21 protein-coding genes and 1 pseudogene are annotated in these 20,961 nt (G+C 72.4%); 7 read left to right on the forward strand and 15 right to left on the reverse strand.

What is annotated here, in order from left to right:
* Positions 1–153: 153 nt before the first annotated feature.
* The 3 genes from ACIQ87_RS30355 to ACIQ87_RS30365 form a co-directional block, all read right to left on the reverse strand.
* Positions 154–1,713 carry a phosphatidylinositol-specific phospholipase C domain-containing protein gene (locus ACIQ87_RS30355; RefSeq protein ID WP_402412783.1) on the reverse strand — a complete coding sequence of 520 codons (1,560 nt, stop codon included), beginning with the start codon at positions 1,711–1,713 and terminating at the stop codon, positions 154–156.
* A gap of 156 nt (positions 1,714–1,869) precedes the next feature.
* Entirely contained in the window at positions 1,870–3,222 is a 1,353-nt protein-coding gene (gene lysA / locus ACIQ87_RS30360) for a diaminopimelate decarboxylase (protein ID WP_402412786.1), read from the reverse strand.
* A 50-nt stretch (positions 3,223–3,272) separates the two neighbouring features.
* A complete protein-coding gene (locus tag ACIQ87_RS30365; RefSeq protein WP_402412789.1) occupies positions 3,273–3,446 on the reverse strand; it encodes a hypothetical protein in 174 nt (57 codons plus the stop codon).
* A 302-nt stretch (positions 3,447–3,748) separates the two neighbouring features.
* On the opposite strand from ACIQ87_RS30365, the gene kdpB reads away from it, so the two are divergent.
* Positions 3,749–5,980 carry a potassium-transporting ATPase subunit KdpB gene (gene kdpB / locus ACIQ87_RS30370; protein ID WP_402412792.1) on the forward strand — a complete coding sequence of 744 codons (2,232 nt, stop codon included), beginning with the start codon at positions 3,749–3,751 and terminating at the stop codon, positions 5,978–5,980.
* 215 nt (positions 5,981–6,195) lie between these two features.
* Entirely contained in the window at positions 6,196–6,681 is a 486-nt protein-coding gene (locus tag ACIQ87_RS30375; RefSeq protein ID WP_402412795.1) for a universal stress protein, read from the forward strand.
* Positions 6,682–6,734: 53 nt separating this feature from the next.
* On the opposite strand, the gene ACIQ87_RS30380 is transcribed toward ACIQ87_RS30375, so the two are convergent.
* Positions 6,735–6,935: a hypothetical protein gene (locus ACIQ87_RS30380; protein ID WP_402412798.1), complete on the reverse strand. Its 201-nt coding sequence runs from the start codon at positions 6,933–6,935 to the stop codon at positions 6,735–6,737.
* Between the two features lie 315 nt (positions 6,936–7,250).
* Here ACIQ87_RS30380 and ACIQ87_RS30385 point away from each other — a divergent pair, with 315 nt between their 5' ends.
* Complete coding sequence (locus ACIQ87_RS30385; protein ID WP_402412800.1) at positions 7,251–8,051, forward strand: STAS domain-containing protein; 801 nt, start codon at positions 7,251–7,253, stop codon at positions 8,049–8,051.
* Positions 8,052–8,093: 42 nt separating this feature from the next.
* On the opposite strand, the gene ACIQ87_RS30390 is transcribed toward ACIQ87_RS30385, so the two are convergent.
* Entirely contained in the window at positions 8,094–9,281 is a 1,188-nt protein-coding gene (locus ACIQ87_RS30390; RefSeq protein ID WP_402412803.1) for an alpha/beta hydrolase, read from the reverse strand.
* A gap of 432 nt (positions 9,282–9,713) precedes the next feature.
* Between ACIQ87_RS30390 and ACIQ87_RS30395 the strand changes: the two genes are divergently transcribed.
* Positions 9,714–10,178 (forward strand): hypothetical protein, encoded by a 465-nt coding sequence (locus tag ACIQ87_RS30395; protein ID WP_402412806.1) that lies wholly within the window; start codon positions 9,714–9,716, stop codon positions 10,176–10,178.
* Here the strand turns inward: ACIQ87_RS30395 and ACIQ87_RS30400 are convergent.
* The 5 genes from ACIQ87_RS30400 to ACIQ87_RS30420 form a co-directional block, all read right to left on the reverse strand.
* A complete protein-coding gene (locus ACIQ87_RS30400; protein WP_402412809.1) occupies positions 10,166–10,789 on the reverse strand; it encodes a hypothetical protein in 624 nt (207 codons plus the stop codon). The genes ACIQ87_RS30395 and ACIQ87_RS30400 overlap by 13 nt on opposite strands.
* 93 nt (positions 10,790–10,882) lie before the next feature.
* On the reverse strand, positions 10,883–14,221 hold the full coding sequence (locus tag ACIQ87_RS30405) for a hypothetical protein (RefSeq protein ID WP_402412812.1): 3,339 nt from the start codon (positions 14,219–14,221) through the stop codon (positions 10,883–10,885).
* Between the two features lie 49 nt (positions 14,222–14,270).
* Positions 14,271–14,693, reverse strand: coding sequence for a cupredoxin domain-containing protein (locus ACIQ87_RS30410; protein ID WP_402412814.1), 423 nt, complete (start codon positions 14,691–14,693; stop codon positions 14,271–14,273).
* A complete protein-coding gene (locus ACIQ87_RS30415) occupies positions 14,693–15,148 on the reverse strand; it encodes a hypothetical protein (RefSeq protein ID WP_402412817.1) in 456 nt (151 codons plus the stop codon). Before ACIQ87_RS30415 ends, ACIQ87_RS30410 begins: the two co-directional genes overlap by 1 nt.
* Before the next feature lie 125 nt (positions 15,149–15,273).
* The gene (locus tag ACIQ87_RS30420) at positions 15,274–15,399 is read right to left on the reverse strand and encodes a hypothetical protein (RefSeq protein ID WP_402412819.1); all 126 of its coding nucleotides are present in this window, start codon (positions 15,397–15,399) and stop codon (positions 15,274–15,276) included.
* A 99-nt stretch (positions 15,400–15,498) separates the two neighbouring features.
* On the opposite strand from ACIQ87_RS30420, the gene ACIQ87_RS30425 reads away from it, so the two are divergent.
* Together ACIQ87_RS30425 and ACIQ87_RS30430 are read left to right on the forward strand one after the other, a co-directional pair.
* Entirely contained in the window at positions 15,499–15,786 is a 288-nt protein-coding gene (locus ACIQ87_RS30425; RefSeq protein ID WP_402412822.1) for a hypothetical protein, read from the forward strand.
* A 173-nt stretch (positions 15,787–15,959) separates the two neighbouring features.
* Positions 15,960–16,373, forward strand: a complete 414-nt coding sequence (locus tag ACIQ87_RS30430) for a peptidase inhibitor family I36 protein (protein WP_402412825.1) — start codon at positions 15,960–15,962, stop codon at positions 16,371–16,373.
* A gap of 79 nt (positions 16,374–16,452) precedes the next feature.
* Here ACIQ87_RS30430 and ACIQ87_RS30435 read toward each other — a convergent pair whose 3' ends face one another.
* Positions 16,453–17,355, reverse strand: coding sequence for an alpha/beta fold hydrolase (locus ACIQ87_RS30435; protein ID WP_402412827.1), 903 nt, complete (start codon positions 17,353–17,355; stop codon positions 16,453–16,455).
* A 59-nt stretch (positions 17,356–17,414) separates the two neighbouring features.
* Here ACIQ87_RS30435 and ACIQ87_RS30440 point away from each other — a divergent pair, with 59 nt between their 5' ends.
* Entirely contained in the window at positions 17,415–18,023 is a 609-nt protein-coding gene (locus ACIQ87_RS30440; protein ID WP_402412830.1) for a TetR/AcrR family transcriptional regulator, read from the forward strand.
* Between the two features lie 9 nt (positions 18,024–18,032).
* Here ACIQ87_RS30440 and ACIQ87_RS30445 read toward each other — a convergent pair whose 3' ends face one another.
* The 4 genes and pseudogenes from ACIQ87_RS30445 to ACIQ87_RS30460 form a co-directional block, all read right to left on the reverse strand.
* Positions 18,033–18,230: a DUF397 domain-containing protein gene (locus ACIQ87_RS30445; protein WP_402412833.1), complete on the reverse strand. Its 198-nt coding sequence runs from the start codon at positions 18,228–18,230 to the stop codon at positions 18,033–18,035.
* A 79-nt stretch (positions 18,231–18,309) separates the two neighbouring features.
* Positions 18,310–18,567, reverse strand: a pseudogene (locus ACIQ87_RS30450) (restriction endonuclease); the annotation flags it as partial.
* A 34-nt stretch (positions 18,568–18,601) separates the two neighbouring features.
* Positions 18,602–19,249 carry a lysophospholipid acyltransferase family protein gene (locus tag ACIQ87_RS30455; RefSeq protein ID WP_402412835.1) on the reverse strand — a complete coding sequence of 216 codons (648 nt, stop codon included), beginning with the start codon at positions 19,247–19,249 and terminating at the stop codon, positions 18,602–18,604.
* Between the two features lie 80 nt (positions 19,250–19,329).
* Positions 19,330–20,934, reverse strand: coding sequence for a purple acid phosphatase family protein (locus ACIQ87_RS30460; protein WP_402412837.1), 1,605 nt, complete (start codon positions 20,932–20,934; stop codon positions 19,330–19,332).
* Between the last annotated feature and the right edge of the window lie 27 nt (positions 20,935–20,961).

The raw sequence follows: 20,961 nt of genomic DNA on the forward strand, positions 1-20,961 counted from the left end.
CCCGCCGTGGGGCCGCCCCCCCCCCCCCCCCCCCCCCCCCCCCCCCCCCCCCCCCCCCCCCCCCCCGCCGCCCCCCCCCCCCCCCCCCCCCCCCCCCCCCGCCCCCCCCCCCCCCCCCGGCCGGGGGAGTCGGGGCGCGGAGGGCAATGCGCGTCAGGCCGGGCAGGTGTCCTGGGTCACCTTGCCGCCCGCGGTGGACGCGGTGGCCGGGTCCACCGACACGCACAGGCCCGTCCACTGGTTGATGAACTTGTAGGCCGTCGTGCGCTTGCCCCCGACCTCGATCTGGGTCGGAATGACGTTCCACAGCTGGCTGCCCGAGAACCAACGGGTCTCACAGCCCCACCAGTACAACTGGGTCCCGGCCGCCGGCGGGGTGCCGTTGTTGTAGGGGACGGTCAGGCACTTGCCGTTGTTCGCCTTGATCCAGTAGTAGCCCTGGCCGTCGTAGCTCGAGGGCCGTTCGGCTCCCCACTGGTGGCTGCTGGGCGGCGACGACTGGCACGCGCGCTGGGTGACCAGACCACCGGAGTTGGAACTGTCGAACTCCGGCCCCCGGACCATGCACCGGTGGTACTTGCTGTCGACGTAGGTCTTGTCGGCGTTGACCAGCCAGACGGCCTGGTGGGCGCCCTTGACGACGTGCTCCTGGTTGCGGGCGATGATGTTCTCCACCAGTGCCCAGCCCGGGAAGTCCATCATGACGACGCCGAGGCGGCCCTTGCCCCCGCCGTTGTTGAGGTAGTTCATCAGCTGGTAGTTGACGCCTGGAAGGTTGACAGGCGCCTTGCCCACGTAGGTCACGTGTCCGCCCGCGTACGCGTGCGGGTTCAGGAGGGGGGCGTTGGACGCCGACGTGTACGTCACGAACATCTGGCCGCTGCCGTCGCCGACCGCCCGGTCGATGTTCGCCTTGACGTACTCCCACTTCCTGCGGGCGTCGGGCACGTCGAAGTGGTCCTCCTGGTGGTCGTTGAAGGTCCCGATCCCGTAGCTGTCGCTGTCGAGACCGTCGAAGCTGCCCAGCACGAGCTTCCCGCGGACCTGCGAGAGCTGGGGAACGTAGGCCTTGGTGCCCTTGACCACCGACGGGGCATAGAACAGGTCGGGATACCGGGACACGTAGTCCGCGAAGATCTCCCTGCGCCTGTCGTTGGTGACCGTCTTCGGGTCGTCGTCGCACTCGAACGTGCCGCCGCCACCGAGCGGGCACTCGGCGCGCAACCGCATCACGATCGTCTCGCTCGGGTGCTTGCCGAGGAAGTCCTTCGCCTTGCCCAGGACGTCGTCGAAGTTGGCGTTCTGGTAGAACGACCCGTGGTGGACGGTGAAGTACTTGTTCTCGGTGACCCGGACCCGGATGTCGATGGCGCGGATCCCGCGATCCAGTTGCGCGCTCAGGGTGTTGGCGCTGTCGCCGAAGTCCTGCTGGGTCCGGACGGGGTCGCCCCCGTGGATGGCGAGCGTGTCGTGGGTGCCGGGCAGGGACAGTGACGCCAGCCAGGTGTCACCGGCGAGGTTCCGCATCCAGTCCGCCCGGGACGTCGACCCGAGGTTGTTGTACGCGTCGCTGTTGCTCGACCCGCTCGCCTCGGCGGAGGCGGGCGCGAGCAGGGCCGCGCTCGCGGCGACACATGCCGTCACCAGGTGGGTCAGTCGGCGAAGTCGCCGCCGGGGCCTGGTGCGGGCATCGGGAGAGGAGGGTCGACCCATGGGGTTCCTGTCGGACGGCGGGGAAGGTGATCATCTTCGTCAACGGCCTTCCGGGTCGCACCGGTTCAACGGAGTTTCGGGCGTGCGTGAGGGCGTGCGTGAGGGCGTGCGTGAGAAGTCGGCCGGGCCGACTTCTCACGCGGGCCAGCCCCCCCTTCAGCGGCCGACCTCGCGCAGACGGACGTCCTCGACCGTCTCCCGGCGGATCAGGAGACGGGCCCGGCCGTCCCTCACCGCGACCACGGCCGGGCGGCCGACCAGGTTGTAGCCGGAGGCCATGGACAGCTGGTAGGCGCCGGCCGCCGGCATGGCCAGCAGGTCGCCCGGGCGCAGGTCGGCGGGCAGCGAGGCGTCCCGGACGAGCACGTCGCCGGCCTCGCAGTGGCGGCCGACCACGTCCACCGTCGCCTCCCCCGCCTCCGAGCGGCGGCCGACCAGCCGCACCGTGTACGGCGATCCGTACAGGGCCGGGCGCGGGTTGTCGCTCATGCCGCCGTCCACCGCGACGAAGCAGCGGCCGTCGGCGGTGTGCTTGACGGACAGCACCCGGTAGACCGCCACCGCCGCCGGTCCGGCGACGGCGCGGCCGGGTTCGACGAGCAGCCGGGGCACGTCCAGCCCGGCCTCGGCGCAGCGCACCGCCAACCGGTCGGTCACCCGCACCGCGAACTCGACGAGGTCCAGTTCGGCGTCCCCGGGCAGGTAGCGGATGCCGTGGCCGCCGCCCAGGTCCAGCTCCGGCAGCTCCACGCCGTGCCGCTCCCGCACCTCGGCGAGCAGCCGCACCAGCGCGTCCACCGCGAGCAGGTAGGGCTCCACCGAGGTGATCTGCGAGCCCAAGTGGCAGTGCAGACCAGCAAGTTCGAGCCCCGGCTGGTCGAGCACCCGGGCGATGGCGTCCGCCGCGTCACCGCCCTCGACCGGGAAGCCGAACTTCTGCCCGCCGACACCCGTCCGCACCGCCGCGTGGTGCCCGGCGGAGATCCCGGGGACCACCCGGACCAGCACCTTCTGCGGCGTGTCGGCGGCCACCAGCGCCGCCAGCCGCGCGATCTCCGCCGGGCCGTCGATCACGATCCGCCCGACCCTCAGCCTGCGGGCCAGCCGCAGTTCCTCCGGGGACTTGGCGTTGCCGTGCAGCAGGATCCGCTGGGCCGGGAAGCCCGCCGAGACCGCCAGCCACAGCTCGCCCGACGAGCAGACGTCCAGCCCCAGCCCCTCCTGCTCCACCCAGTCGGCCATCGCGCTGCACAGGAAGGCCTTGGCCGCGTACAGCACCTCGGCGTGCGGCAGCGCCCGCCGGTAGGCCCGGGCCCGGCCCCGGACCTCGGCCTCGTCCAGCACGTACAGCGGGGTGCCGAAGCGCTCGGCGGCCTCGGCCAGCCCCACGCCGCCGACCAGCAGCTCGGCTCCCCGGCCGGGCCGCGCCGAGGCCGGCCAGGGGCCGCCGAGCGCGTCGGCGGGGGCGGTGGGGACGACGGGGGCGGTGGGGGCGACGAGCTGGGTCATGGCGGCTGCTCCTGTGGTGACGGGTGGGCTGCGGGGTGCTCCCGCGGGCGTCAGTCCTCGTAGTGCACCGCGAACCGGCAGTGCGCCGGGCGGGTGCGGGCACGGTCGACCGCCGGGGCCGGTTCCGGCGGCTCGGGGCGGTCCCGGCGCCAGGCGACCGGCACCGGGCGGACCGTCCGCTCCAGCGGCTCGTCGACGTCGATGAGGGCGGCGGCAGTGGTCATGGCGAGGTCCCTTCGGATGGCGGCGGCCCGTGCGGCCGTACCCCTCCAGTGGAGACCCTCCGCACGCCGACCGCACCCGTCCTTGACGCAGGGCGTACGGCGCGGTCGCAGTCCTTGACGGCTCCCTGACATCCCGGCCGGGCCGCTGTCAGGGAGCCGTCAAGGACCGCCGTCCCGCCGCCAAGCCTGTGTCAAGACCGGCATGTTCCCCGCCGGGCGGATGGTGGGCTGTCCGGCGTTCCCGCCGCTCCCCCGAAACCCGCCGCCCCTGTCAGCCGGGCGGCCCGGAAGGCCCCGAGACGATGCGCCGTTCGGCCCTCACCACCCCGGACTCCACCCCTGGCACGACGCCGGGCACCACCCCGGGCACATCCCCGGGCATCTCGCCCGATCAGAACTGGTTCCGCCGCCCGGAGCCCTCCCCGGCCTCCGCGCCCACGCCGCCACCGAGCCACCGGCCCACCTCGCCGGGCGGGCGGCGCCGGCTGATCACCCGCCGTCAGCTCGCCGAGGCGCTGCCCGCCGCCGTCCGCAAGCTCCACCCACGGACCATGACGCGCAACCCGGTGATGCTGGTGGTCGAGACCGGCTCCGCGCTCACCACCATCAGCGCCGTCCTCCACCCGAGCGTCTTCTCCTGGGTGATCTCCTTCTGGCTCTGGCTGACCGTGCTGTTCGCCAACCTCGCGGAGGCCGTCGCGGAGAGCCGCGGCAAGGCGCAGGCCGACTCGCTGCGCCGCGCCCAGTCCGCCACCACGGCGCGGCGGCTGCTGCACTGGCGGGTCGGCACCCGCGACCACCGCCACGAGGTCATCCCCGCCGAGCAGTTGCTGCTTCACGACATCGTCCTGGTCCGGACCGGCGAGGTGATCCCGCAGGACGGCGAGGTGGTCGAGGGCGTCGCCACGGTCGACGAGTCCGCGATCACCGGGGAGTCCGCACCGGTGGTCCGGGAGTCCGGCGGCGACCGCACCGGTGTCACCGGCGGCACCAGGGTGCTCTCCGACCACCTCGTCGTCCGGGTCACCTCCCGCCCCGGGCAGAGCTTCGTCGACCGGATGATCTCCCTGGTCGAGGGCGCCAACCGGCAGAAGACCCCGAACGAGATCGCGCTCAACATCCTGCTGGCCTCGCTGACCATCGTCTTCCTGCTGTCCGTCGTCTCGCTCCAGCCGATGGCGATCTACGCCCACGCTCCCCAAACCACCGTCGTGCTGGTGGCGTTGATGGTCGCGCTCATCCCGACCACCATCGGCGCGCTGCTCTCGGCGATCGGCATCGCCGGCATGGACCGACTGGTGCAGCGCAACGTGGTCGCCCTCTCCGGCCGGGCGGTGGAGGCCGCCGGGGACGTGGACGTGCTGCTGCTCGACAAGACCGGCACCATCACCCACGGCAACCGCCGGGCCGTCGCCCTGCACCCACTGCCCGGCGCGACCATCGAACAGCTCGCCGAGGCCGCCCAGTTGGCCTCCGTCGCGGACGAGACGCCGGAAGGGCGGTCGCTGGTCGAACTGACGAGCCGTCAGTACTGGCTGCCGCCACGAGCACCGGGCGAACTGGGCGAGCAGCAGCCCGTGCCGTTCACCGCGCAGAGCCGGATGAGCGGCGTCGACCTCGCCTGGCCGGACGGCACCACCTGCCTGATCCGCAAGGGGGCGGCCGGCGCCGTCGCCCGCTGGGTGGTGAACTCCGGCGGGCGGCTGCCGACGGAGGCCAAGCCGCTGGTGGACCGGATCTCCGAGGCCGGCGGCACCCCGCTCCTGGTCGCCGTCCACGACCGGCACGGCGCACGGGCGTTGGGCGTGGTCGAGCTCAAGGACGTGGTGAAGGAGGGCATCGCCGAACGCTTCGCCGAGCTGCGGCGGATGGGCATCCGTACGGTCATGGTCACCGGGGACAACCCGCTGACCGCGCGCGCCATCGCCGCCGAGGCCGGGGTGGACGACGTCCTCGCCGAGGCCACCCCGGAGGACAAGCTCGCCCACCTGCGCCGCGAGCAGGCCGCCGGGAACATGGTTGCGATGACCGGCGACGGCACCAACGACGCCCCCGCACTCGCCCAGGCCGACGTCGGCGTCGCGATGAACTCCGGCACCCCTGCCGCCAAGGAGGCCGGCAACATGGTCGACCTCGACTCCAACCCGGCGAAGCTGATCGACATCGTCCGGGTCGGGAAACAACTCCTCATCACCCGAGGAGCGTTGACCACCTTCTCGATCACCAACGACGTGGCCAAGTTCTTCGCCATCATCCCCGCGATGTTCGCGAACGCCTATCCCGGGCTGCACCACCTCAACATCATGGAACTGCACAGCCCCACCTCGGCGATCGCCTCCGCGATCATCTTCAACGCACTGATCATCATCGCCCTGATCCCGCTCGCCCTGCGCGGCGTGCGCTACCAGCCGGCCTCGGCGACCGACCTGCTGCGTCGCAACCTGCGGGTGTACGGGCTGGGCGGGCTGGTGCTGCCGTTCCTCGGCATCAAGGCGATCGACCTGCTGATCCAGTTCGTGCCGGGGCTGGGCTGACGGACCGGTCGGGGCCCCGGTCGGAGCGCGCCGCCCGGGAGATCCCCGCGGCCCTGTCAGAAGGCCGTCAAGATGTGTGCGGCCTGCGTCATGGAGGTGTCAGCAGCGGTACGGAGGGATCCGTTCCGGGGTTCACTGGAGTCATCCGAAGCAAGGAGTGCCGAACCGGCGGAGCCCGATGGAGAGAGCCGCCGGAGAGACGGAGGCGAACGGCCATGACCGGGACCACCCGAGTGATCGTCGGCCTGAGCGGATCACTGAGCAGTCTGGCCGCCCTCTACCACGCCGTCGGCGAGGCGGCCCGGCACCGGGCGGTGCTGGTGCCCGTGGCCGCCTGGGCCACCAACGAGCGGGACGGCCTGCGCCCGCACTCCGAGTTGGAGCACGCCGCCCGCCGGCGCCTCGACATCGCCTTCGAGCAGGCCTACGGCGGCTACCCGTCCGACCTGGTCATCCACCCGCTGGTGGTCAACGCCGAGCCCGGCCCCGCCCTGGTCGGCGCCGTCACCGGCCCGGAGGACCTGCTCGTGCTCGGCGCCGCCACCCGTCGCCGCCTGGACCGCCTGCGGCACGGCTCCGTCGCCCGCCACTGCCGTCACCGGGCCGGCTGCCGGGTGGTCGAGGTCTCGCCCTCGGCCCTGCTCACCCGCCTCGAACTCCCGGCCCGCACCGGCGCACCGCTCCCGCTGCTGGCCCGCTGACGGGGCCTCGGCGGCGGGGCCGGGGGTCGGGCCGTTCGGACTGTAGGGGCCGTTCAGCGGCGGACGTCCCTGGTGAGCAGCCAGGGCACGAGCAGGAGCCCGATCCCGATGGCAACCGCCGGAACGGCGCCGAGGCCGGACCGGATCAGCCCCGCCACCAGCAGGACGTCCACCGCGCCGGCCGCCCAGCGGTACGGAACCGTGAAGCCCCCGCGCGGGGTGCGGCGGCCGGAACGGGGGCTGTGCGTCGACATGTCTTCTCCCTGGTGCTCGGAACAACCGGCCTGGCCGGTAGGGCAGATGTGACGGTCCCGGTGTGACCGCCACGGCGGGACACGGCCGGTGCCGCCGGGCGCGGCCGGTGCGGCCGGTCCGTGTCCGGTGCCGCCGGCCGGCCGGTGCGGCCGGTCCGTGTCCGGCTGGTCATATTCAGCCCGGTAGCGACCCCCGCCCGCCATCCCTCCGGACGTATCCGGACAGCTTCCGCCCCACCAACACCGCAACGGGGCGCGGTCGTTCTCGTACGCTACGTACCGGCGCGCAGGACCGTGCCGGGGAGGAGCAGGAGAGTGGCCGTCCAGGCCGAGAAGACCGCTCGACGGCAGGCGGCGCCGCCGGTCGCCGCGTTCGCGAAGTGGCTGCAGGGGATGAAGATCGCCGCGGGGGATCCGTCCTACCGGGAACTCCAGCGCAGAACGGCCCGCTCGGGCTGGGCCATTCCGCGCAGCACCCTGCACGACGGCCTGTCCGGCGTCAGCCTCATGCCACTGGACTACGCCATCCGGGTCCTTCGGGTCCTCGGGTACGAAGGACCGGCGGTCGAGGCGGAGTGCCGGGCGCGGTGGACCTCGGCCAGGACGGGGGTGGTGATCACCGAGCCGCCGCCTCCCGGGCCCGGTGATCCGGCACGGCGATTCGTGTTCGAGAAGGTCGCTCCGCCCGGCGCCCCGGACGCGGTTGCCGCGACGACCAGCCCCCTGGACGTCGAGGTCGGCACCCTGGAGGCGTGGACCGTCGTGCGGGTGGTCGGCGAAATGGACGGCATGGCGGCCCCCGCACTCCGCCAGTTGCTCAACGGGCTCGCCGAATCCCACCCCGAGCAGCAGCCGCTCCACCTGGTGATCGACATGAGCGGCTGCTCCTTCGTGGACAGCGGGGGGCTCGGACTGCTGATCTACACCTCCCGGCGGATGATGGCTCGGGGCACGGTCCTGCGACTCGTCCTGTCCCCCACCGGCAACAAGTGGGCCCGGCACGTCATCGGGTTCCTGACCAACACCAGGATCCAGGAGTTCGTGCCGATGTACGTGCCGATCTACGAGTCGGTGTCCGCCGCGATCCACGGGGCCCGGCCGGCCCCGACGCACTGACGTACGCGGCTGACGTACGCGGGAGCACCCAGGGCACGGGTGCTACGCGGGGCCCCGCAGGTGGGCGCTCAGCCAGGTGAGGGCGGGCGGGAGCAGTCGCCCCCAGGTGGTGAAGTTGTGACCGCCGGCGTCGACCGTCTCCTGGGCGACCACGAGCGGCGGGCGGGCCGCCGCCGCGAAGGCGCTGGAGTCGGCGTAGGTGCTGCCGTCCGCCCTGCTGTCCGCGAGCAGCACCGCGAGGGGCGGCATCGGCAGGTGGGCCAGGCGCCAGCCGAGGTCGGCCTCGGCGCGGCGCTGCGGACTGCCGGCGAAGAGGTCGCCCGTCGTGGCGTCCTCCGCCGCCTTGAAGTAGCCGGAGAGCGAGACCGCGGCCGAGAAGGTCTGCGGGTGCTCCATGCCCAGCTTGACCGCGCAGTAGCCGCCGGTCGAGTCGCCGACGATCCCCAGGCTGCCGGTGCCGTCCAGCACCCGGTAGGAGGCCCGCAGGTCGGCGGGCACGTCGGTGGTGAAGTAGCTCTGCGCCTGCGGCCCGTTCGGGATGTCCTCGCACTCGCTGTCCCGGGGCATGGTCGGCGAGGGCCGCATCAGCACCAGGACGGTCGGCTCCATCGCCCCCTTGCGCAGCAGGTCGAGTTCGACGGCCGGGTAGCGGAGCCTGGTCACCAGGTTGGTGGCGTCGCCCGGGAAGCCGGTCATCACCAGCGCGGCCGGGAAGTGCCGTTCCGCACCGCCGGGTTGGAAGTACTGCGGCGGCAGGTAGACGTAGCCCTCGGTGCTCAGCCCGGTGGTCGCACCCGGCAGCCGCACCCGGTCGAGCCGCCCGATCCGAGCCGGATCGCGGCTGACCGCCCCCACGCCGGTGATCTCCGCGGAGCCGAGCACCTGCACCCCGGCCGCACCGGCTCCGACAGCGGGACTGGCCCCGGGACTGGCACTGGCACCAACGCCGGGACCCGCACCGGAGCCGCCACCCGTCTGATGGACCACGCCCGCGCCGTGTTCGCGTCCCAGCAGGTCGGACCAGCTGTCGTAGAAGACGAAGTAGTCGTTGACGGCGAGCCCCAGTGTCACCAGCAGGACCAGTTGGGTGACGGCGATGGTGCCGAGCCGCAGGAACATCGCGGGCCAGCTCCGCACGGCCAGCCAGGGCCAGACCCACAGCGTGCCGAGCACGGTGAACACCGCGAGCAGCGCCGTCAGGGCCAGCAGCTTGTGGCTGGTGAGTCCCATCGGTCCCGACCTCCCCTACCACTGTGGACTCCCGGTCGTGGAAACGGAGCTCCGTACTCAAAGTAGCCGGTCAGGCACCCCCGGACACGCCGCCGCGAGCGCGGGCTCCGCAACTTCGACAATCCTGTCGAAGTTGGCATGCCCGGGCTATGCTGACCCGAAGCCCACCCGCAGTCGGGCCCCTCACCCCGTCGACGAACGCGCCGCCCAGGCGCGCCCGACCGGAAGGAGGTGCGGCACCAGCCTCCGAGAACCGGCTGACCGACCAACAGGCCCTCCACATCGACTTCTTGACGAATCGTCAATTCCGATCCGCGATTTCACCGCCTGAGCCTTGACGCGTGCCCCAGGCCGCCCACCGCCGTTGTACGGAAGGTGAATCGCCGCGCCCGCCCGAAACCCCCGGCCGCCCTGCCGAGGAAGAGGTTCCGCATGACGACGTCCCGGACCCACCCGCGCCCCGCCGAAGCCGCGGTGCTGCTCACCGCGCTCAGCCTGCTCGTCCTGGAGGAGATCGCCCTCGGCATGGCCGAGGAGGAGGACCGCCCCGTCATCGGCGGCATCCTGATCGGCGCCTCCGGCACCGGCCTGCTGGTGGTCGGCGCGGTGCTGCTCAGCCGCTGGCTCGACCTCCGCCGCCCACTCCCGCTGCCCCCGCCCGGCCCCAACGGCCGCGAGTACAGCGCCCGCGCCCTCGAGGGCTTCCCGATGGAGGCCGTCCGCCCACTGCTGCTCGCCGAGAACGCGCCCCAGCTCGGCCACCTGTACTCCGCCTGGATGCTCGCCCGGGCCGGCCGCCCGGCCCCCTGGATCGCCCGCCGCCTGGCCATCCCCCCGGACGCCGCCCAACTCCTGGTCGACGCGGCCCGCTCGGCGAGACTCGATCAGCGCCGCTGACCCGGCGCCGCACCCGCCTGCGCCACCAGGTACGGCACCAGCCCGCGCTCCGCCAACGCCGACCGCCAGGCCTCCCGCGCCAGCGGCAACTCCCCCGGCCCGTCCGACGCCTCGCCGGCCCCGGCCCCCCTCGACCGGGCCGCCCCCAGCAGCCCCAGCCCGCCCACCAGCAGACTCACCGCGGCCACCCCGGCCGACACCCACCCGGCCTCCACCAGCGCCCGCGCCAGCACCCCCAGGTCCTCGACCAGCCCCAGCACCGAGCCCAGCAGCAGGAAGATCACCGCCGCCGTCCCCGCGATGATCGGCACGACCACCCCCAACACCCCCCACCACCCCGACGCCCGCTCCCGCGCCGGCACCTCCGCCGGCACCCGCGCCACCGCGTCCGCATCCGCCCGCAACGCCGCGTACCGCTCGTACTCCGGCGCCGCCGCGGCCAGCACGAACCCCGCGTTCTCCCGCGCCGCCCGCCGCAACCGCTCCACCCCCCGAGCGTCCTCCCCCGTCTCCCGCAGCGCGGCCCGCACCTGCGGCGCGGCCAACGCCCGCCCGAGCTCCGTCTCGAAGTCCGCCCGATCCTGCTGCGGCAGCCGAAGCGGCCTGTCCATGCTCGTCCCCGATCGTCGCCCCGTTGTAGTTCTACAGAACTGTAGAACAAGGAGAGGCGATGCAGCAGCCCTGTTCACGGGTGGATTCGGTGCTCAGGAGGGGTCGGCCATGGGGACCCGGGCGAGGGCGTCGCGGATCAGCTGGGCGGGGTCGGGGACGTCGAGGCCCCACTCGCGGTACCACCTGGTGATCCGCGCCATCGGATGCCCCGTCCTCATCGACACCTTCAGCAAGTCGGCCAGGGTGACGTCCTCGATCCACAACAGTCCGATCGACCACGACTGGCCGCGGTCGAGGAGATCACACGCCTGCTCGACCGTGAGCCCGTCCGGCAGGTTGTCCGAGGACGGAACGATCCCGCGGATCCTCAGGTGGCGAGCCAGTTCCTCTGGCTCCCGCTGAAGCGTCCGAGCCGCATGGATCAAGCGCGCGAACGGCACGGGGTCGCCCAACGGGAGGTCGTCCCAGTCCATCGCGCCATCGGGCGAGAAGAGTTCCCTGTCCAGCCGGTCCGGTCGTTCCGGCAGGAGAATCGGGATCTCGGCGCCCTGGGCCCGGAGCCGATCGATCACCTCACGGAACGAACTCCCATCGAGTTCCGCAATCATGAAGATCAAGTCGTAGGTCAGCTCGGCAGGATCATCCCGCCACAGCTCTACCAGCTCACGAAGCTCAGGATCCCCGACACCGGTGTCCATCTCCTCGGCCGCGTAACCGCTGTTCCGATCCACCGTGGCCTGGCGGTCGGGCACCAGCCGGACACGGAAATCGGCAACGGGAAACACTCCGAGCCCAGCGGCCCGATCGCGGGCCTGCTCAGGCGTGATGCCGAGATTCCGCCCAAGGTCCGAAACCCACCCTTCGCCCGGACTCTCCAGGGTCCACGACCTGGTCCCGAAGGCCTGATGCCTTGGCGCCAGCACCGCGATGTCGGACGGCATCGCCGGGCGTACATTCCGGGACACGAGCAGTTCCGGACAAAGAGCGGACAGTTCCGGGAACGCGTGATCCCGCCCGTGAGCCATCATCCGCCAGAGGAGGATGTGATCGGGCGGATTGCCCGAAACCCTCCCACCAGCGAACTGGTCGGAGTTCTCGGACCACTTGAGAATCCCCTCGTCCGCCAGGAAGCAGCCCGTGTTACGGGTCTCGTATTCGACCCCGAGGAATTCGAAGTGGCGGCCCTTTCGAATGACTTCGGTGGCCACCAGGTCGGCGAGGTGGTAGTTCCGCTCCGTCACCTGATAGATCCACGCCATGCTCAACACGGCCGAGTCGCTGCTCACGAACTCGTCAGCCGCCGCCTCCAGCAGTTCCCGGACCGTCTCCGACAGGTCGCTGATGACACGGCGGCGATCCACGGACAGCCTCGTCGGGGACAGGCTGCCGGTGAGGTTCAGGACGACCCCGGACAACCCCCTCGGCGAGAGAACCCCGCGGACAACCTCCGGCTCGACCACGAGGCCGTCCACGAGCAGGGCTCCACCGTGCTCGCACCACGTCACCTGTACGCCCTCTGGGGCCTCAGCCCAGGACGTCATCCGGCCCCGGGCGCTGAAGCCGAAGGGTTCGTTCCGGGGCGCCTCCCGAGGCTTCAGCACTCCGGGATCCCAGACTGCTGCCCGGTCTCCGTGTACCGCCGATGTGGAGAACTCCGCCACGGCCAGGAGGCGTTCAAGAACGTCCACACACGACCACGACGCGGCCATCTCGATGTCGTCCCGCAGGTACAGCCGTACGGTGGTGCCCGGCGCGTGGCCCTGTTCCGGCCGCTCGGCGATGCGGAAGAGGTGGCTCGGGCCGTAGATGGAGACCTCCAGCTGCGGGCCCAACCGGCCCGAGGCGTCCATGCGGCAGGTCGATACCTTGATCTCGTCGGCGAGCATGAAGTAGCTCAGCACGCCGATGCCGAAGCGGCTGTTGGGATACAGCTCGACGGGCGGGTCGACCTTTCGCCACTCTGCCCGTTCCAGCTTGAAGTCCAACTGCTCCGCGAAACGGGCGCCGGCGTTGGAGAAGACTCCTCGCAACTCCTCCTCGCCCATGCCGACGCCGTTGTCCTGGCATTCCAGGTAGGCGCGGCCGTCCTCGTCCACGCCTTGGCGGAACTCGATGCGGCCGTCGTAGGAAGTCCCGCCGCCCAGGTAAGAGGGACGTGACCGGTCCAGGTACTGCACCCTGGCTCGCGCGTACCGGCAGGCGTCGAGGGCGTTCTGGTAGAGCTCGCGAACGGCCAAGTCCCGGTCGCGATACAGCTCCACGCCCATCAGCAGACTGCGCACCCGGCGTTCGTCCATGCGGAACCGTGCCCAGCCGGTGAACGCACCAGTGGCGGGGACGGCTTCGTCCGAGGTGAGGCGGGTCGGGAGCGGGTGATCGGTGAGGACGCGGCGGACGGCGTGGAGGAGTTCGTCGGCCCGGGCCGTGTACTCGTGCAGGCCCTCGACCACCGCCTCGTGGCGGCACTCGGCACGCAGTACCGGAAGGTCGTACGAGCCACCCCACGCGGCCTCGTCCAAGGTCCGGCGCAGGGCGGTGAGGTCGACCTCGTCCGGAATACCCAGGTGTTCGGCCACGATCTCGGGCAGAGCCGTCATCTCGATGGCGGTCCCGTATGCCAGCGCCAGCAGCAGGGCCAACCGTTGCTCCCGGACCTGCTGTTCGCCAGGGGCCCTCAGGTGGTCGTCCACGCGGAGGCTCGCCAGGTAGTCACGGTTGCCGACGTCGGGTCCCCGGCGCAGGCCGTGCAGCAGGGCGCAGACCCGCTTGAGTGCGAAGGTCTCGCCGAGGTCGGCAAGAGCCGGGAGTCGACCGAGGATCTCCTGCACACCCTCGGGGTCGGCGAGGTCCTCGTGCTGGTCGAGCCAGCGGTGGAAGAGCCACCAGCCGAGGGGCACGGCAGAGGCGGGGCGGGTTCGGGTGCGACCCACGAGCAGGTCGTGGGACTCGATGAACTGCTCGTAGGCCGAGCGGTCGCCACCATCAGTTGACGGCACAAGGTCGGTCGGGCGGGCGGATACCCGCGCCGCCGCCAGGCGCAGCGAGCGGACACGGTAGAGGAACGGCAGTACCACCAGCAGCGCTGCCTCCGCCGGGTAGAGGCCAAGCCGCTCATCGCCGAGCAGCCAACCGACCCGCTTCGCGAAGCGTTCCGCGATCCCGGGGTCCTGCCAAGGGTCCTCGGCGAGCACCGTCTCGTCCCGCAGCCGGGCCAACTCGCCGACTGCCTCCAGCACGACACGCCGATAGGGCTCGACACCCCAGCCTTCCCGGACGTGCTTCCAGACGCGCGAGCGTGCGACGAGCTTCACCCAGTCGTCGGCGGTGTCCGGCACCACCTGGGGCAGGCCCCCGACGAAATTGACGGTCTCGGCCTGCACGGCCAGCCCGTTCACCGTGCCGCTCATCGTGTTCGACGTGCTGTCGGCCATCCCTCGTGCCCTCCCCAGGTGCAGGGCACGAGCGTAGGGCAATCGCCCCTCAGGACACGGTCAGAATGCCGCGCATGAAGTGGTGGAAGGAACACAGGTACGCGTACGCGCCGGGCTGGCCGGGCGCCGTCACCGTGGCCGTGGCGCCCGGGGCGACGGGGCCGGTGTCGAAGGTGCCGTCCTGGGCGGTGAGGGTGTGGGCGGTGGTGCCGGTGTTGGTCACGGTGACCACCGCGCCGGGGCCGGCGGTGAAGTCGGCCGGCTCGAAGGAGAAGTCGCGCGCCGTCACCGTCCCGGCGACGACGGGCGGGCTGGGTGAGGCCGCCGGGGAGTTCGCCGGGGACGGCGACGCGACGGCGGGGCTGCTGGTCTCCTCCGGCGCCGGCCCCACCAGCGCGCTGACGCAGCCGGTCAGGGCGGGACCGGCTGCGAGCAGCAGCGCCAGGGCGGCGGCCCGGGCGCGGGAACGCATCACTCAGCGGTGGCCAGCGTGACCCGCTTGGCGTCGGCGGCGGCGGGCGGGGTGGCGCCGAGGTCGGCGACGGTGGCGGTCAGGATGGCGTCGACGTCCGGGAGCCAGTTGTAGGTCTTGGACTGGACGATGACCTCCCGGGTCTGCGGCGTCCCGTCGCAGACGATGTCCGCTTCCGCCGTCCGGCTGGAGCCGAAGGCGGTGGCGGTGGTGTCCTCCGGGTCCTTCTGTTCCACCGAGACGGTGAGCGAGCGGGCTTCCTCCGCGTTCGCGCAGACGTACCCGATCTCCACGCGGACCCGGCCGGCGGCCTTGGGGTCGATCACGGCCTCACCGAGGATGACGGTGGTGGCGACCGGGTCGTCGTCGGCCCAGGCGGGCACGGCGGCGCCGGCGAGCGCGGTGACGCCGATGAGGGCCGAGGTGAGTACCGTCGTGATGATCCACCGCTGCACTGCGGCCTCCGGGGTCCGAGGACGTGTCGCGGCCGACGCTAGTCGCCTGCAGAACCGCCCGCGCGCCGGGCCGTCCTGACCGTCATGCCAACAGCCCAGCCCCCGCCGCCGACCGCCGCCGACCGTCACCGCCGCCGGAGCCAGACCACCCAGGTCGGCGCGGAGCAACCCGCGTACGCCACCAGGAATCCCCCGTACGCCGCGTTCCCGTTGCCGCCGACCAGGAAGGACCGCCGGAACGCCAGGTTCACCAGCACCCCGCCGAACGCCCCGATCGCTCCCGCGAGCCCGATCAGGGCCGCGGACCGGCGCCGGGAGTCGACCCCACCGCCCTCGCCGGCACCGCCCGGATGGCGTCCCTGCCGGCCGCCCGCCTCGGCCGAAGGATCCTCCCCGCCCACCTCTCGGCCGCCGCCCCCACCCCGCACCGGGTGGTCGCCGAGCTCCGGGCCGCCGGCCATCCCGAGGTCGCCCTCGCCTCCTATCTGCTCTCCCCCGATCTCTTCGCCCGCCGCGCCGCCACCACTCCCGCCGCCTGGACCAGCGCCCCCCTGGGCGCCCACCCGACCGTCGCCCGACTGGTGCTGCGCCGCCACGACGAGGCGAGGGCGGCCACCGCGCTGCGCTCGGCCGCATGAGCGCCGCAGGACCGGGACCGGCGCCTTCACATGTATGCACAACCGGAACGGCGCGAAACCGTGGCGCGGACGGGACGGGCGTGCCAGCCTGTTCCAGGCCTCGGGGGCGCTGGTCCGCAAGGGACCCGGCCTGCCCGGCCTTCCTGCACTGTCGACTGGGACGGGAGTACGGAATGCGCATCAAGTTCGGACAGCGTGCGGCCAGAATCGCGGCGGTGGCGGCGTTGACGGCCGGCACGGTGGCCCTGGCCACCGGGAGCGCCTACGCGGCGGGCCCGGGCGGGGTGGAGGCCTGCCCCAGCGGCAGCGTCTGCCTGTACTACAACTCGCCGGGGGTCGGCTGGGGATCGTTCGACAACTTCTCGCCGAACCAGAACCTCGACCTGCACAACTACACCTTCGCCCACTACGCGAACGGCTCCGGCTACGGCCAGAACATGTACGGCAACGCCGCCTCGATCGTCAACAACACCGGCCACACGGTGTACGTCAGCCAGATCAGCGACGGCTTCTGGATCTCCTACCCGGCGGGGTACGCGGGATCGCTCAACAGCGCGGCGAACAACGACGCCCGCCTGTTCTCCTGACACGCCGGCGCCACAGGGCGATCCGACGGGCCCCCGCCACCGGGCGGGGGCCTTCGGGGCACCGCGGGCCGCCACCCGGCTACGCCGCCCGCCGCTCCCGCTCGACCGCGTCGATGAAGCCCAGCAGCCGCTCGTTCACCGTTCCGGGCTGCTCCAGGTTGAGCCCGTGCCCGGCCCGCTCCAGGATCTCGGCCCGCACTCCGGGGATCAGCCGGGTGACCCGCTCCACCACCCGGCGCGGCCGCAGCAGCGCACTGCGCCTGCCCAGCAGGACGAGCGCGGGCACCCGGATCGACGCCAACTCCTCGTCCGTGAACGTCCGGACCGGCGGGCGGCCGCTGGGCTTGTAGCTCCGCAGCGCGAGCATCAGCGGCGCGGTCATCTCACGCGGCGCGCTCAGCGCGGGGTTGGCCAGCAGCCGGCCGACCGCCGGGCGCAGCGGACGCGGGGCGAGCATGCCGAACAGCCCGGCGACCAGGTGGACGTAGAAGCGCGCGGGCACCTTCTCGATCCCGCCCGGGTCGAGCGGCGCGACGGAGGCCAGCCGCTCGGGGGCGTGGACGGCCTGGTTGAGTGCCAGCCAGCCGCCGTACGAGGCCCCGACCAGGTGCACCCGCTCCAACCCGAGGCCGGCCAGCACCTCCCCCAGCCAGGCCGCGTTCTCCGGTGATCCGGCCGCGACGGCGCGCTGGACGCTGCGGCCGGGGTCGTCCAGGGTGTCGATCGCGTAGACGGGGTGGTGTTCGCCGAGGGCGGCGACCTGCGGGTACCAGTTGGACGGGTGTCCGGCGTGGCCGTGCAGCAGCACGATCGGGTCGCCGGTCGCCGCGCCGTAGCGGTGGACGTGGACGCTGCCGTAGGCGGTCTCGACGTCCAGTTCCTGGCGCGGGCTCGGCCAGAGTTCCATCGCCCGGTCGTAGGCCGCGAGGAACTTCGCCCGGGCTGCCTCGCTGACGAAGTGTCCGACGGTGGTCCTGGTCATGATCACCCTCCCCTGTTTGATGGTATGGTTGTACCACAAAAATATCCGGAAGGAACCCGATGCCGAAGCTGGTGGACCACGAGGAGCGGCGGGCGCACATCGTCGACGCCCTGCTGCGATCGGCGGCGAGCAGCGGACTGCACGCCGTCACCATGCGGTCGGTGGCCGTCGAGGCGGGCGTCTCGGTGCGGTTGGTCCAGTACTACTTCGACACCAAGGAACAGTTGCTGCTCGCCGCCATGACCCGCCTGGCGACCCGCATGGGCGAGCGCGTGCAGCGGCGCGCACGCGAGAGCGGGGCGGCCGGTGATCCGCGCGGCATCATCGAGGCGGTGCTGCTGGAGGCGGTGCCGACCGACGAGGAGAGCCGGGCGTTCCACCTGGTCTACACCGAGTACGCGGTGCTCTCCGTCACCGATCCCGGCCTTGGCGGGCAGCCGTTCCTGGCCGCGCCGAACGAGATGGAGGCCTTCCTCGCCGCCCAACTCACCGCCGCCCGACAGGCCGGGGACACCGCCCCCGGCCTGGACCCCCGTCAGGAGGCCGTGGTGCTCCTGGCCGTCTCCGCCGGCCTGGGCCTCAGCGTGCTGCTCAAGCAGCGGACGGCGGCCGAGGCGACCGCCGTCCTGCACTATCACTTGGGCCGGATCTTCCCCGGCCGCGGATGAGGGGACGGGCTACCCCGCCAACTGGTCGAACTCTCCAGCCTTGACACCGTCCAGGAGGGCGCCGAGCACAGCGGGCGGCATGATGATGACGACATCCGGGTCATCACTCTCGCGAAGCTTGACGCCCCCACCAGACACCGCTGCGACGTAGATACAGTTGGCGGTGTCGCCGCTGAATGAGGATTTCTGCCAGTTCTGAACAGTCATGGTCTTCCCGTCTCACATGCTTCGGGCGATACAGCGGATGACGTCGCGGGAGGCCTCGGGCTTGAGCGGCCCCTCGCACCCCCTGGTCGGTCCGGACCTCCCACACTCCGTCGCTGACCAGGTGGTGGAACGGGTACGCGGGAGTCGTCGGATGCGACGGCCCGTACTCCGCCAGCAGCCGCCTCAGCTCCTCCTCGACGGCGCTGTACCGGAGTTCACCGTCCGCGTCCTGCTGGTGGCGGCCGAGGGCGTAGAGCAGCAGCAGTGGCTTGTGCGGCGCCCGCACACCGTTGTTCGTCCAGCGCCTCAGCCGCGCCACCCGATCGAGCCAGTCCATGCCCGCCAGCGTAGTTGGCGCCCCGGCGCCGGGATCAGCGCCGGCCGCACCGCTGCTGGGCGATGTGCCAGGCGGCGGTGACGGCCCGGTGGGCGGCGGCCGTGGCGTCGGGGATGTCGGCGGGCAGGTGGAGCGGGGCGCCGAGGTGGACGTGCAGGGCGGGGCGGCGCAGGGGGGCGGTGGCGAATCCGGCGAGCTGTTTGGCGGCGCCGCCGGAGCTGAGGCGGCGGGCGCCGCACTGGCCGAGCGGCACGACCGGGGCGCCGGCGGCCGCCGCGAGCCGGGCCAGGCCGGTGCGGAAGGCGCCCGGTGCCGTGTCGCCGGAGTCCCGGCGCCGCGGCAGGCCGCCCTCACCGTAGATCAGGACGACCCGGCCGGCCGCGAGCGCCTCGGCGGCCGGGTCGAGGGCGGTGGCCGCCCGGGCCGTCCCGCGGTGGACGGGGATGTGCCCGCCGGCCCGCAGCACCGCGCCGAGCACCGGCACCCGCCACAGCCCGGCGGTCGCCATCACGACCGGTTCGGTGCCCAGCCGACGGAGGGCGGCCAGCACGACGGCCGGGTCGGCGAGCGAGCTGTGGTTGGCGGCGACGATGCTGCCCGGGGCGATCGGGCCCGGCACCTCGGAGGTGACGGACAGGCGGCCGAGGACGGGCACCAGGGTGCCGGCGATCCGGCTGAGCATGGCGGTTCCTTCGTGGACTTCGGCGAGGTGACGTCTCCATGCTCGCCGGGTGGCACCGCCGGCCGCCTGAGTAGGAGTACTCAACCGGTCCGGGTCTGCGGTCGGCTCCGCTGCACGGTGACCCGGTCCACCGCCGTGCCGTCCTCCGTGAGGGAGCGCACCTCCATCCGGGCGGGCCTGCCCGCGACGGCGGGGGTCACGTCGACCGCGACCAGGCAGTAGCCGGTGTAGCGGACCCTGGACCAGGTGACCTTGACGGTCTGGTTGTGGCCACCGCGGTCGGAGACCACCATCGGGACGGACTTGTCGTTGGCGGTCTCGTGCCCGAGGTAGGTGTCGGCCGCCGGGAAGGAGTAGAGCCCGCCGCCACCGCCGCCCGCGACGACGTAGGTGGTGCCGTCCTTCACCGGGTCGACGGTGTCACCGGAGGCGACCTTGCGGGTGGCCTTGCCGGCCCGGATGGGGTCGGTCCGCTCGTAGACGTGGTTGTGGCCGCTGAGCACCAGGTCCACCTGGTACTTGTCGAACAAGGGGGCCCAGTCCTGCTGCGCGCCGAGTTCGGCTCCGTTGTCGTGGCAGGTGGAGTAGGTGCACTGGTGCAGGTAGACGACGATGAAGTCGATGCCGGTGTCGGCGCGGAGCGCGGCGAGCCGGCTCTCCAGCCACTTCTTCTGCTTGCCCTTGGTGTAGTCGAGGTTGGCCGGGGTGTTGTAGCAGACGTCGTTGCCGTCGAGGCTGATCAGGCCGACGTTCTGGTACCGCCAGGAGTAGATGCCCGTGGACTGGTTCCAGGCGTTGTCGGGAGTCGTGAACCGGGCGCGCATGCCCCCGTAGCCGTCGGCCCCGTACCACGGCTCCATCTCGTGGTTGCCGATCGCCGGCATCCACGGGGTCCGGGAGGCGACGGGGTCGTTCTGCACGAAGAAGGAGTCCCACAGCCGGGCGTCGTACGCGTCGTCGGTCTTGCCGCTGCCCCCGGCGTTGGCGTACGAGAGGTCGCCCATGTGGAGGTGGAAGGCGGGGTCGAGGCCGGCGATCAGGTTGCCGGTGGCGGCCGCGTTGTACCCGATGCCCTGGTCGCCGAAGGCGGTGAAGGTGAACCCGGCGCCGCGGCCGGGAGCGGGCGCGGTGCGGAAGCTCGCCATGTCGCCGAGGCGGGTGCCCTGACCGGCCGGGTCGTGGCCCTGGTGGCCCACGACGTAGTAGTAGGTGGTGTCCGGGATCAGCTGGTCCAACCGCGCGTGCAGGTAGTACTGGGTGACGGTGGTGGGCTTGACCAGGGGCTGGTCCTCGACCGGGTGCTGCCAGGAGAGCTTGCTGACCAGGGTGCGGACCTCGGCGGCGATCGGGGCGCCGAAGTCGCCGGGCTGGACGCCGAGCCGGACGAAGGGGGCGGTCACCGCGTCCGGCACCTGCCAGGAGACGACGACCTGCTGGGAGGGGTCGGCCCCGAAGGCGAGGTGCCGGCCGAAGGGCCGCAGCGCGGATCCGGCGATCCGCTCGCTGCGGGGTGCGGGGACGGTCGGGGTGGCGGGGACGGTCGGGGTGGCGAGGGCGGTCGGGCCCGGGGCGGCGAGGGCGGTACCGGGCAGCAGGAGGCCGCCGGTCGCGAGGGCCGCTCCGCCCGCCGCGCCGACTCGGAGGAGGTCACGCCGGGAGTGCCGTGGGGTCTCGGTCTCGGACATGACATCAAGTTAGGAAACTTCCCTAAC

The sequence above is a fragment of the Kitasatospora sp. NPDC096204 genome, from assembly GCF_044763205.1.
Classification (GTDB): domain Bacteria; phylum Actinomycetota; class Actinomycetes; order Streptomycetales; family Streptomycetaceae; genus Kitasatospora.